A 13,538-nucleotide genomic window follows, 5' to 3' on the forward strand; every position below is an offset into this window, starting at 1 on the left:
AGAATGTGAATGGCGGTGGAAGAAAGAGCCTGATGAGCTCGCTAAAGAACTATGGAAACTCATCAGAAATTATTAAACTGCTAGTCTAGAGCCTAGTTAATTATTTTTTCTCGTATTTGTATACTCGAACTTATAGTTTAGTTTCTTTACTATGTCTTACTCATAAGTGCTCAGGTAATCTATTCCTTTTCAGAGTAAATTTTTCATTTCAACAATAAAAAACGCAGTCTAAAAACTGCGTTTTTATGGAAAAAGAATGGATTATTTCTTTTTCTTTGGTCCGATGAGCATACCCATCTGACGACCTTCCATCTTTGGCGCTTGCTCAATTACGCCAATCTCTGCCACATCAGCTTCGATCTTTTGTAATTGTGCCAAACCAAGATCTTGGTGCGCCATTTCACGACCACGGAAACGCAATGTGATCTTCACTTTGTTACCTTCTTCAAGGAACTTGGTGATCGCACGTAGTTTCACATTATAGTCACCAACATCAGTACCTGGGCGAATTTTAATTTCTTTCACCTGTACTTGGTGTTGTTTCTTTTTGGCGTCTTTTTGCTTTTGTTTTAGATCAAACAAGTGCTTGTTGTAATCCATGATTTTGCAGACTGGTGGCTCAGCATTCGCCACGATCTCTACCAAATCTAGATCAGCATCTTCAGCGGCTTTGATTGCCTCTGCAAGTGTTACGATGCCTTTTTGCTCACCGTCAGCGGCAACGAGGCGTACTTCTTTCGCACGGATCTCGTCGTTAATCGCAGGACGGTTCGATTTTGCACTTTGCTGTTTATTACGGTCAGGCTGTTTGATTGCTATTTACTCCACAATATACCGGCCACGTTCGGCAACGGCTGAATTTACGAGGTCAATGAACGCATCAATAGACATCGTACCCAAATTTTTTCCTGTACGTGTACGGACATTGACTGTCCCTTCTTCCACTTCTCGATCACCGAGTACGAGTAGATATGGTACACGTTCCAAAGTTTTCTCACGAATTTTAAAGCCGATCTTCTCATTTCTCAAGTCAGACTCTGCACGAATCCCTTTCGACTTTAGTTTCGCAACCACAGATTGACAAGCCTCAGCTTGTGCATCGGTAATGTTGAGCACGCAGGCTTGAATCGGTGATAACCACGGTGGCATAAAGCCTGCGTAGTTTTCAATCAGTATACCAATAAATCGCTCAAAACTACCAAGAATCGCACGGTGCAGCATCACTGGATGGTCACGATCGTTCTCTTCTGTCACGAACTCTGCATCTAAACGTACTGGTAAGTTAAAGTCACACTGAATCGTACCGCATTGCCAAATACGACCGAGGCAGTCTTTGAGTGAAAATTCGATTTTCGGTCCATAGAATGCGCCTTCACCTGGTTGCAGTTGCCATTCTAGCCCTGCTGCATCCAAAGCATCTGCCAAAGATTTTTCAGCGATATCCCAAAGCGCATCATCACCAACACGTTTTTCAGGGCGTGTCGAGAGTTTCATTTGCACTTCTTCAAAACCAAAGTCTTTGTACACATCCAAAGTCAGCTTGATAAAATCAGCGACTTCTTGACCAATTTGCTCTTTGGTACAGAAGATATGCGCATCATCTTGAGTAAAGCCACGCACACGCATGATACCGTGCAACGAACCTGACGGCTCATTACGATGACACGAACCAAACTCTGCCAAACGAATCGGCAAGTCACGGTACGACTTTAAGCCTTGATTAAAAACTTGCACGTGACATGGGCAGTTCATCGGTTTCACGGCATAGTTACGACTTTCTGAATGTGTGGTGAACATATTCTCAGCGTAGTTGGCAGCGTGACCTGATTTTTCCCAAAGACTAAAATCGACGATTTGCGGCGTTTTAATCTCAAGATAGCCATTGTCTTGCTGAACTTGACGCATATATTGCTCAAGTACTTGGTAGATTGTCCAGCCATTCGGATGCCAAAACACCATACCCGGTGCTTCTTCTTGCATGTGGAATAGGTCTAGGGCTTTACCAATTTTACGATGGTCACGTTTTTCTGCTTCTTCAATCCGTTTGACATAAGCGGCAAGCTGTTTTTTATCCGCCCACGCTGTACCGTAAATACGTTGCAGTTGTTCATTCTTGGCATCGCCACGCCAGTACGCACCCGAAATCTTGGTCAATTTAAATGACTTTAAGAATTTGGTATTTGGCACGTGAGGCCCACGGCACATATCGACATATTCTTGATGATAGTACAAGCCTATCGCTTGCTCATCGGGCATATCTTCGACAAGGCGCAATTTATAATCTTCACCACGCTCGGTAAATAATTTGATCACGTCGGCACGTGGTGTCATTTTTTTGATGACATCATAATCTTGGTCGATGAGCTGTTTCATACGCTCTTCGACTTTTGCCATATCTTCCAAAGTGAATGGACGAGGCATCCAAATATCGTAGTAAAAACCTTCTTCGATCACAGGTCCGATGACCATTTTCGCTTCAGGAAACAACTGCTTGACTGCATGACCGACCAAATGCGCACAAGAGTGGCGAATGATTTCGACGCCTGCATCATCTTTAGGCGTGATGATTTGTAATGTGGCATCGTCGCTAATCAAATCACTAGCATCAACTAGACGATCGTTGACACGTCCTGCGACAGTATTCTTTGCAAGTCCAGGCCCGATGCTTTGCGCAACTTCCATCACTGAAACAGCATGATCGAAAGATTTTTGGTCGCCATTCGGCAAGGTAATAATTGGCATATAAAATCCTTAAGGAGTGATGCCCTCTACCAAAGAGCATATCACCGCGAGATTATGATCAAGGTTGTTAGAAAGCTTAATTGAAAGACTTAAAAAGAACCTAAAACAGATAAAACGGTGCATAAAAATTTAGCACCAAATTTTACACCGATCTTTTGATTTAATAAACCTTTGTGCGGATTTTTATCATCTTCTTTGAAAAGTAATGGCGGATGAAAAAAGGCATCTCGAAAGATACCTAATTCCAAAATGGTGATTTCAGAAACCAAATTAATATTTCACAGAATAGCTTAGCCCGTAGGTACGACCTTGCGCAGGCAGACTAGAGATTGCACCATAAATCGTTGAAACAGCTTGGCTATAGATCGACTTATAATCACGGTTCCAGACATTATACACCCCAAATCCGAGCGTGCCTGGACCCACCTTGGCATTACCGATCACGTCCATCACCGCAAAGCCTTTAATCTCTGCGGGTAGTCTTGCATCACCTGCTTCGATCGCATCCTGTTGCGCTTTGTCAGTGCCACCAACCGCTAGCGCCTGTACTCGAAGTCCATAGCCATCATCGAACTGCCATTCAGAATATGCAGTCCCTTTCAGTGGTGAGACACGAATCGCACTCAACTCTTGCCAGTCATTTTGATCATTTTTAAATTGCCCTCGAGTATAGGCAAGCGTTCCGCCAATATTCCATGTGTCAGAAATGGCATATTTCAGGTTTGCTTCTGCACCATAGACACGCTCATCCGTATCGATCACATCGACCGCATAGGTTGGAGGACCAAACTGAATGGTTTTGTTTGAATCATTGTAGAAAGCGGTTAGACCTGCGCTCAAGCCTGAATCTGCTTGTATGCGCCAACCCAACTCATAATTATTCACCTTGATCAGATCAATGCTTTCATTACTGACCACAAAGCCTGCAGGCACATCACGCATCATACGTTGTACATCAGGCAAATTTGCACCTTGTGAAAAATTAGCAAAAATCTGCTGTGCATCTGTTAATGCATACACCGCACCAAGGTTAAATAATGTCGCTTTATGCTTAATCGTGCCACCCGCTAGTCCCACTGGGGTATAACTTGGCACCATATCAGCGACCATTGCCTCTGTATAGGGAATCGAATCTTGTACTTCACTCTCAATCCGTTCATGGCGAACCCCTGCTTGCAGGTTCAACCGATCCGTGAGATCAAACTGACTTTGCAAGAAAAAACCCAATTTCGAGGTATCTACATCTGGACCAAAGCCATACTGATTGGTGGGTACAAGAGTTAAACCATTACTCGCCATAAAAGTGCCAAGATCGTATTGCTGTGCAGTCTGTGAACCTTGCTCTACATCATAATCCACACCATACGTCAGATTGAGATGTCGATCTGCAAAATCAAAACCTTTTTGTAGCGCAACACGAGCGCCCCAAACATCAATATCCGTCTCAGACTGCGTCACAATATAGGTGCTCCCAATTTGCGCATGGCTTAATCCGTTAGCACTTGGATAAAAACGCCCAGTCTCCGAACGATAATAGGCTTCGGCATTTAAGGTCTGCCCGAATAGGTCTTGATGCTCATACTGCGCATTAAAATTACTGCGCTTGGTTCTTGGCTGCGTATCGAGATCTAAACCTTTGACTGCATTTAGGCTCGGTGTCGCACCAAACAAAACTGTCAAGCCTGCGCCATAGTCCGCACCGTATTCGCTATCTTGCTCATCATTATAATATTGCGCACCAAGGCTTAGCTTTTGATTGTCAGTAAACTGCCAACTTAGACGACCATTGATATCAACGGTTTCTGTATCTTGACGATCTGTCTGTGCAACTTCAGGTCCAATGCGATCACCATGACTATCTTGGAACTCGCCACGCTTATTATAGCTCGCACCCAAGTAACCACTGACATCGCCTTGATGAAAGCCCACCGATTGAAATGCTTCATACGCCATTGCATCACTGCGGATATTGTCACCTGACGTCACACCCACTTTTGACTCAAAATTCAGCGCATCTCCACCGCCTTTTTTGGTAATGATATTGATAATACCGCCTGTCGCGCCCGCACCGTAAATACTGCTTGCACCTGAAACCACTTCGATACGCTCTATCGAATTTGGGCTGATACTATTCAGCTGTCGTGAGCTATCACGAGAGCCTGTCTGAGGTACACCATCAATCATATATTGCACTGCACGACCACGCATGGTCATGCCATAGTTGCTGGTCGTACCTGAGCTTGGTGTCAAAGATGGTACCAAATAGGCAACAATATCTGCGGTCGAACGCCCTGCATTGACCTGCTTTTGAATATCAGCTTCATCGATGCTGTACACCGTACCTGCGATCTCGGCAATACTTTGCGCTGAACGTGTTGCAGTCACGACGATTGGTGCAAGTTGTTTGACTGAACTGTTGTCATCTTGGCTGACTTTTTGTTCTAACGTCGTATCCGCCGAGTCTACTTGCGTATCAGTCGTTGAATCTGTTTGTGCATAAAGCTGCATGCTGATCGCAAGGCTTAACACAGTGATTGAAGTTGAAAATGTGAGAGAGGTTGAAAGTCTGAGAGAAGTTGAACGTGTGCGAACAGTCATATTGATCCCCAAAAGTATTATTTGACTTGTGCGTCTGGACGAAAGTGCTTTTGAAAAGCACCCACATCTTACACAACAAAACAAATAAATACGAATTGTATTAATAATTATTCTTATTTATTCTCAGCTTATAATTTATATTTGTGTGGTAGATCACACTATCCTAAATGACTTACATTAATAACTCGCATTTTAACCCATAAAAAAAGCACCTCCGTAGAGATGCTTTCATGTTTTAATCAATAGTTATGGTTTAAACCATACCTTTTGACTTCAACACTTCAAACATGGTTGAACCAAGCTCTGCAGGACTACGTGTATACGCCATGCCAGCTTTTTCAAATGCTTTGAATTTCTCTTCTGCAGTCCCTTTACCACCAGAAATAATCGCACCTGCGTGACCCATACGCTTACCTTTCGGCGCAGTCACACCAGCGATATAACCTACAACTGGCTTAGTCACATTCGATTGGATAAATTCAGCCGCCTCTTCTTCAGCAGAACCACCGATCTCACCAATCATGATGATCGCATCAGTGTCAGGATCGTTTTGGAACAATGTCAATGCGTCGATTTGGTTCATACCAGGGATTGGGTCACCACCGATACCGATACAAGTTGATTGACCTAGACCAAGTTTAGTCGTTTGTGCAACCGCTTCATAAGTCAATGTACCAGAACGTGAAATGATGCCGATACGACCTGGTTGATGGATGTGACCTGGCATAATACCAATTTTACATTCACCTGGAGTGATGACGCCTGGGCAGTTCGGACCAACTAGGCGTGTACCATTCCCATTGGTTTCAAGGTAACGCTTCGCTTTAAGCATATCAATCGTCGGTACGCCTTCAGTAATTACGACGATCAATTCCACGCCAGAATCAACCGCTTCAACGATCGAATCAAGTACGAATGGCGCAGGGACATAGATCACAGAAGCATCTGCACCTGTTTCTTTCACTGCATCTTTCATGGTGTTAAATACAGGCAAGTCTAAGTGAGTAGAACCACCTTTACCTGGCGTCACACCACCAACAACTTTTGTACCGTACTCAAGTGCTTGTGCAGAGTGGAAAGTACCGTTTTTACCCGTAAAACCTTGTACCAATACTTTGGTGTCTTTATTAATTAATACGCTCATGATTGATACTCCCTTAGCCTTTTACTGCAGCAACGATTTTTTCTGCAGCATCAGCCAAGCCATTTGCAGAAGTTAGTTTTAGACCAGATTCGTCAAGAATTTTTGCACCGAGTTCTGCGTTGTTCCCTTCTAAACGAACAACTACAGGTACAGTGACATTGACTTCTTGAACCGCTGCAATAATCGCTTCAGCAATCATGTCACAACGTACAATACCGCCGAAGATATTGATCAACACACCTTGTACAGAGGTATCTGCCAAGATCAATTTGAACGCTTCAATTACACGCTCTTTGGTTGCGCCGCCACCAACATCAAGGAAGTTTGCAGGTTGACCACCGTACAATTTGATGATGTCCATGGTTGCCATTGCAAGACCAGCACCGTTGACCATACAGCCAATGTTACCTTCAAGCGCAACATAGTTCAGTTCAAATTCAGAGGCTTTAAGCTCACGCTCATTCTCTTGAGATTTGTCACGTGACGCTGAAACTTCTGGCAAACGATACAATGCATTTGAATCGATACCAATTTTTGCATCAACCGCCAAGATGTCGCCATTTTCACGTACTGACAATGGGTTGATTTCAAAGAGTGCAAAGTCATTTTCAACAAATGCTTGATATGCACCAGTCATCAATTTTACAAATTGACTGATTTGCTTGTCTTTTAGACCCAAAGCAAATGCCACTTCACGTGCTTGGAATGGTTGTAAGCCAACTAATGGATCAACTTCAACTTTAAGAATTTTTTCAGGGGTTTCTTCAGCGACTTTCTCAATTTCAACGCCACCTTCAGTAGACGCCATGAACGTGATGCGACGGCTAGAACGGTCAACAACCGCACCCAAATACAGCTCACGCTCTACTGGATAAACGTCTTGGCACACCAATACACTGTTGACTGGTTGACCATCTGCATCAGTTTGATACGTCACCAAACGAGTACCGATCAAATCTTTCGCAACTTGAGCAGCTTCTTCTCTTGATTTAACAACTTTAACGCCGCCCGCTTTACCGCGGCCACCTGCGTGAACTTGCGCTTTAATCACCGCAAATTTACCACCAAGTTCGTCAAATGCTTTCGCTGCTTCTTCTGGCGTTGTCGCTAAGGCACCCTCTTGTACAGGGAAGCCGTATTTTTTTAACAACGCTTTTGCTTGATACTCATGTAGATTCATTGTTTTACCTTAATCGTGTTTCACGTGCCAAAAAGAGTTATGACTTTTCGGCAGACACTGGTTTTTGTGAATCACTGCGCAGTGCGAGGACTAAACCACAGACCAGCAATACCTGCACAATGACTACCTTCCTCATTACGTACTACTTATTTCTTACGTTTACGTTGAATGGCATGGATTGCACGACCATCCACAGACAAAGCAGCTTCATGCACTACTTCAGAATAGGTTGGGTGACCAAAAGTCATCAATTGCAAGTCTTCGACACTTGAAACAAACTCAAGTGCGATCATGCCTTGATGTACGATGTCAGATGCGCCAGGACCAATCACATGCATACCAAGCAAGCGATCAGTTTTTTCATCGGCAACGAATTTGACAAACCCTGCTGATTCACCCGCTGCCAAAGCACGACCATTCACCGCAAATGGGAATTGACCTGTTTTCACAGTATGCCCTTTTTCTGCTGCTTGCTCTTCGGTTAAACCAACCCAAGCCGCTTCAGGGTGCGTGTAAATTACACTAATGATCGTATCGTAGTTAACTTGCGCAGCATGACCGTGAATACGCTCAACAGCCATCACGCCTTCTTCCATCGCTTTGTGCGCAAGCATAGGTCCACGAACCAAGTCACCAATTGCATAAACGCCTTCAACCGAAGTTAGGCATTGATCATTGACTTCTACGAAGCCACGATCAGTCAACTTAATGCCTGAATCATCGCTCAACAAGCTTTCAGCATATGGTTTACGACCTACAGCAACGATGACTTTATCGAACACTTGTTCTTTGTCTTCGCCAGCTTGGTTGTATTTCACAGTCACTTCACGACCGTTTACTTCAGTACCAGCAACTTTGGCACCTAGGCGAATATCTAAACCTTGTTTAGCCAAGATTTTTTGATATTCTTTGGCAAGTGCTTTGTCAGCCATTGGCAAGAACGCATCTAATGCTTCAAAGACTACAACTTCTGAACCCAAACGACGCCATACTGAGCCAAGCTCAAGACCAATTACACCAGAACCGATCACGCCAAGGCGTTTTGGCACTTCAGGGAAGCTCAGCGCACCTGTAGAATCAACAATTAAATCTTCATCAATTGGTGCAACTGGGATATTTACTGGCACAGAACCTGTCGCCAAGATCACATATTTTGGCTCAAGAACTTGCACATCACCTTCAAATGGGGTGAATTCAACTTTTTTGCCCGCAAGTAATTTGCCTGAACCTTGTAACCATTCGATGCCATTGCCTTTGAGAAGCTGTGCAACACCGCCAGTCAGTTGTTCAACCACTTTGTCTTTACGTGCTAAGATTTTTTCTAAATCGAAGCTCACTTCGCCTGTGGTAATACCGTGCTCATCCAGTTCATGCACAGTCGCTTCATAACGATGTGATGAATCCAATAATGCTTTAGATGGAATACAACCAACGTTTAGGCATGTACCACCGAGAGATGGCTTACCATTGAGTTTGCGCTTTTCGATACAAGCGACTTTAAAGCCCAGCTGTGCAGCACGAATCGCCGCTTCATAACCACCTGGTCCACCACCGATCACAACAAGATCAAATTGTTGGGACATTGAATGTTCTCCTTGATTTGTCTTTAGTTTTGCGCTGAAAAGCTGCATTGCAAATCAATTCAGCGCAAAAGCTATTTCTGACAAAAGATATAATTAAAATTCAGTATCAATATTCAAGATCAACTTATAGATCAAGCAATAGTGACGCTGGTTCTTCTAATAGCTCTTTAATTGTCACGAGGAAGCCTACTGCTTCTTTACCATCAATCAGACGGTGGTCATAAGACAATGCCAAATACATCATCGGCAAGATTTCAACTTGACCATTCACAGCCATTGGACGTTCTTGGATTTTGTGCATACCAAGAATCGCAGTTTGAGGTGGATTCAAGATCGGCGTAGATAGTAATGAACCAAACGTACCGCCATTGGTAATGGTAAATGTACCGCCAGTCATTTCTTCTAGGCTTAATTTGCCTTCACGTGCTTTCGCTGCATAGTCGCCAATACCACCTTCGATTTCGGCGTAGCTCATTTGGTCGGTATCACGCAAGATTGGTACAACCAAACCACGATCAGAAGATACCGCAACACCAACGTCATAGAAACCGTGATAAACAATATCATCGCCATCAATAGATGCATTCACTGCTGGATAACGTTTCAGTGCTTCAGTTGCCGCCTTAATAAAGAACGACATAAAGCCTAGACGGGCACCATGACGCTTTTCAAAACGATCTTTATATTGCTTACGCAAATCCATGATCGGCTTCATATTGACTTCGTTAAACGTGGTCAACATCGCTGTAGACTGGGTCGCAGTCAATAGACGCTCAGCTACACGCTTACGCAAACGTGTCATTGGTACACGTTTTTCAACACGTTCACCTACAGATTGGCTCAGTGGTGTAACAGCTGGTTTATTTTGGTGATTTGCCACATCTTCTTTGGTGATGCGACCGCCACGACCTGTACCTTGTACATCTTTGGCATCAATACCTTGTTCGGTGAGTGCTTTACGCACGGCTGGCGCTTGATCTTGCACCTGCGCAGCAGTAGATGCTTTCTCAACCACTGGTGCAGCACCAGCTTCCGTTTTTTCTACAGTTTCTTCCACTTTTGATTCGGTTTCAGCCGACGGCGTAGCACCTGCTGCACCCGCTTCAAATTCAGCAATAATTTCTGCAGAAAGTACCGTATCACCTTCACTTTTGATGATCTTACTAATCACACCGTCCGCAGGAGCAACCACTTCAAGTACAACCTTATCGGTTTCGATATCACAGATCACTTCGTCACGCGCAACAGCTTCACCCGCTTGCTTGTGCCAAGCAGCGATGGTGCCGTCTGCAACCGATTCTGGGAATACCGGTGCTTTAATTTCAGTTGCCATTATTGATTATCTCCTGTCTCTTCAGACTGTACGTCTAATGCGTCTAGTACAAGCCCAGCCTGTTGTTTTGCATGCAAATAAGGTGAACCACACGCAGGCGCAGCAGATGCTTCACGTCCCGCATAATGAATTTTCAGTGTACGACCTGTCGGTAAAATTTCTTCGTACAAACGAGGTGCGACGAATAACCAAGCACCTTGGTTTTTCGGCTCTTCTTGCGCCCAAACCACATCAGTGAGGTTCGGATAGCTTTCAAGAAGTGCATTAATCGCATCTTTTGGATATGGATAAAGTTGTTCGATACGCACGATGGCAATATGATTTAAACCTAGCTCACGACGCTTTTCCAAGATGTCGTAATAGACTTTACCACCACAGATCACCAAACGAGTGACGTCTGCTTTGTTAATCTCATCAATCTCATCGATCACAGTTTGGAATGTGCCGTTTGCCAACTCGTCCAAAGTTGAGGTTGCCAATTTATGACGAAGCAATGATTTTGGTGACATTACGATCATTGGCTTACGAATCGGGCGAATCGCCTGACGACGTAATGCATGGAAAATCTGCGCAGGTGTAGTCGGCGTCATGACTTGCATATTGTCTTCTGCACAAAGCTGTAAGAAACGCTCAAGACGTGCAGATGAATGCTCTGGACCCTGACCTTCAAAGCCGTGTGGCAACAACATGGTTAAACCACAAACACGCTCCCACTTGGTTTCACCCGAAGCGATAAACTGGTCAATCACCACTTGCGCACAGTTGACGAAGTCACCGAATTGCGCTTCCCAAATAATTAGACTTTTTGGCAAAGTCGTTGCATAGCCATATTCAAAAGCAAGCACCGCTTCTTCTGAAAGCAATGAGTCATAGACCGCAACGCGTGGTTGATTTTCTTTGATATGACACAGCGGAATATAAACTGAACCGTCCGCCTGATTGTGCAATTTTGCATGACGGTGTGAGAACGTACCACGCCCCACATCTTCACCAGTAATACGCACCAGATAGCCTTCATCCAAAATAGAGGCATATGCAAGCGTTTCAGCCGCACCCCAGTTCAGTGGCATTTCACCAGTTTGCATTTGAAAACGGTCATCAATGACTTTTTGCACTTGGCGCTGAAGTTTAAAACCTTCAGGCAAAGTGTTCATCACTGTGCCAAGTTCTTTTAAGCGATCAATGCTAATCGTGGTATCCCAAACATCGGTATACTCATGACCAAGATATGGCTTCCAATCCACGAACATTTTGGTATTTGGTTCACGCACCAAAGCATTGGCAACGTGATTACCCGCTTCAAGATCTGCACGATAGCTTTCAACCAAAGCATCAGCCGCAGCACGATCCAAGATACCTTCGTTGATCAATTGATCAGCATAAAGAGTCCGTGTGGTTGGCTGTTTAGCAATTTTTTGATACATCAATGGCTGTGTTGCAGCAGGTTCATCTGCCTCATTGTGACCACGACGGCGGTAACAGAACAGATCAATCACCACATCTTTACGGAAAGTATGACGGAAGTCATGTGCCAACTGCGTGATAAAAATCACTGCTTCAGGATCATCACCATTGACATGGAAAATAGGCGCCTGAATCATCTTAGCGATGTCAGTACAGTATTCAGTAGAACGTGCATCACGTGGATCAGATGTAGTGAAACCAACTTGGTTATTGACGATGATATGCACCGTACCACCCACGGTATACCCACGAGTCTGTGACATCTGGAAAGTTTCCATATTCACGCCTTGACCCGCAAATGCAGCATCGCCGTGCACGATCAATGGCAATACATCATCACCACCAATATCTTTACGACGAACTTGACGTGCACGCACCGAACCTTCAACCACAGGACCTACGATTTCTAGATGCGATGGGTTAAATGCCAACGCCAAATGCACTTCACCACCTGGTGTCATGACATTTGATGAGAAACCTTGGTGATACTTCACATCACCAGAACCCGAGGTGTTCGCCATCTTGCCTTCGAATTCACTAAACAAATCCGCTGGGTTTTTACCCATGATATTGACAAGTAAATTCAAGCGACCACGGTGTGGCATACCGATCACAACTTCTTTACAACCGACTGCACCAGCACGTTGAATCAGCTCGTTGACCATTGGAATAAAAGACTCACCACCTTCTACACCAAAGCGTTTTGCACCAACATATTTATTGCCGAGGTATTTTTCCAAACCTTCCGCTGCGGTCAAACGCTCTAAAACATGTTTCTTTTGTTCAGCGCTAAAACCAAACTTACCACGTGCACCCTCGAGACGTTGTTGAATCCAACGTTTCTCAGCGGTATCCACGATGTGCATATATTCAGCACCGATCGATGAACAATAGATTGCTTCCATGTCGGCAACCATTTCACCCAAAGTGGCTTCGGTTTTGCCGATTGCGAGGTTGCCCGCATTGAATACGGTATCGAAATCAGATTTTGACAAACCATGTGATGCCAAATCCAAATCAGGCACGACTTCACGTGGAGCAATACCGAGTGGATCAAGTTTGGCTTTTTGGTGACCACGGTTGCGATAACCTGCGATGAGTTGCAAGACTGCAATCTGACGGCGCTCATGTTCAGTGCTTACTGAACCTTGTGCCATTGGCTGAGCACGTCCAGAGTTGCGAGCAAGAAGCAAAAACTGCTCACGGACGTTGCTATGTGGTTGATCACCTTTAGGAAATTGATCAAAATATTGACGCCAATCTTCACCAACCAGATCTGGTGACGTCAAATAATTTTCATAAAGTTCTTCTATATACGCTGCGCTATCAGCGGAAAGTTCTGTGTCTAGACGCATGGCGTCAGCAACATCTTGCATGAGTGGACCCATTTCCTATTGCATAATCAAGTGTGGTAATCGTTTAGATCACTTCGATGAATATGTATTTGGTAAACACGTATTCACATTCTCTTAATCGATTCATTCCATTAAGAGT

At 44.3% G+C, this 13,538-nt stretch carries 8 protein-coding genes; all 8 read right to left on the bottom strand.

Annotation, left to right across the window (positions count from 1 at the left end):
• Window positions 1-261: 261 nt before the first annotated feature.
• Entirely contained in the window at window positions 262-813 is a 552-nt protein-coding gene (gene infC, locus BLQ60_RS10535) for a translation initiation factor IF-3 (protein WP_092620052.1), read from the bottom strand.
• A gap of 6 nt (window positions 814-819) precedes the next feature.
• Window positions 820-2,742, bottom strand: coding sequence for a threonine--tRNA ligase (thrS, locus tag BLQ60_RS10540; RefSeq protein ID WP_092620056.1), 1,923 nt, complete (start codon window positions 2,740-2,742; stop codon window positions 820-822).
• A gap of 270 nt (window positions 2,743-3,012) precedes the next feature.
• Entirely contained in the window at window positions 3,013-5,340 is a 2,328-nt protein-coding gene (locus BLQ60_RS10550; RefSeq protein WP_092620062.1) for a TonB-dependent receptor, read from the bottom strand.
• Window positions 5,341-5,593: 253 nt separating this feature from the next.
• Window positions 5,594-6,484, bottom strand: coding sequence for a succinate--CoA ligase subunit alpha (gene sucD, locus BLQ60_RS10555; protein ID WP_092620065.1), 891 nt, complete (start codon window positions 6,482-6,484; stop codon window positions 5,594-5,596).
• A gap of 13 nt (window positions 6,485-6,497) precedes the next feature.
• A complete protein-coding gene (sucC, locus tag BLQ60_RS10560; RefSeq protein ID WP_092620068.1) occupies window positions 6,498-7,664 on the bottom strand; it encodes an ADP-forming succinate--CoA ligase subunit beta in 1,167 nt (388 codons plus the stop codon).
• Between the two features lie 146 nt (window positions 7,665-7,810).
• A complete protein-coding gene (gene lpdA, locus BLQ60_RS10565) occupies window positions 7,811-9,247 on the bottom strand; it encodes a dihydrolipoyl dehydrogenase (RefSeq protein ID WP_092620071.1) in 1,437 nt (478 codons plus the stop codon).
• A gap of 124 nt (window positions 9,248-9,371) precedes the next feature.
• Window positions 9,372-10,580 carry a 2-oxoglutarate dehydrogenase complex dihydrolipoyllysine-residue succinyltransferase gene (gene odhB / locus BLQ60_RS10570; RefSeq protein ID WP_092620074.1) on the bottom strand — a complete coding sequence of 403 codons (1,209 nt, stop codon included), beginning with the start codon at window positions 10,578-10,580 and terminating at the stop codon, window positions 9,372-9,374.
• The gene (locus BLQ60_RS10575) at window positions 10,580-13,420 is read right to left on the bottom strand and encodes a 2-oxoglutarate dehydrogenase E1 component (protein WP_092620386.1); all 2,841 of its coding nucleotides are present in this window, start codon (window positions 13,418-13,420) and stop codon (window positions 10,580-10,582) included. Before BLQ60_RS10575 ends, odhB begins: the two co-directional genes overlap by 1 nt.
• Window positions 13,421-13,538: the final 118 nt, after the last annotated feature.

This window comes from Acinetobacter marinus (assembly GCF_900096915.1).
GTDB classification, from domain to species: domain Bacteria; phylum Pseudomonadota; class Gammaproteobacteria; order Pseudomonadales; family Moraxellaceae; genus Acinetobacter; species Acinetobacter marinus.

Bases quoted from the DNA above. Each gene is read 5' to 3' on its own strand.
- thrS (WP_092620056.1), bottom strand. From the start codon at position 2,742: ATGCCAATTATTACCTTGCCGAATGGCGACCAAAAATCTTTCGATCAT.
- BLQ60_RS10550 (WP_092620062.1), bottom strand. From the start codon at position 5,340: ATGACTGTTCGCACACGTTCAACTTCTCTCAGACTTTCAACCTCTCTC.
- sucD (WP_092620065.1), bottom strand. From the start codon at position 6,484: ATGAGCGTATTAATTAATAAAGACACCAAAGTATTGGTACAAGGTTTT.
- sucC (WP_092620068.1), bottom strand. From the start codon at position 7,664: ATGAATCTACATGAGTATCAAGCAAAAGCGTTGTTAAAAAAATACGGC.
- lpdA (WP_092620071.1), bottom strand. From the start codon at position 9,247: ATGTCCCAACAATTTGATCTTGTTGTGATCGGTGGTGGACCAGGTGGT.
- odhB (WP_092620074.1), bottom strand. From the start codon at position 10,580: ATGGCAACTGAAATTAAAGCACCGGTATTCCCAGAATCGGTTGCAGAC.
- BLQ60_RS10575 (WP_092620386.1), bottom strand. From the start codon at position 13,420: ATGCAAGATGTTGCTGACGCCATGCGTCTAGACACAGAACTTTCCGCT.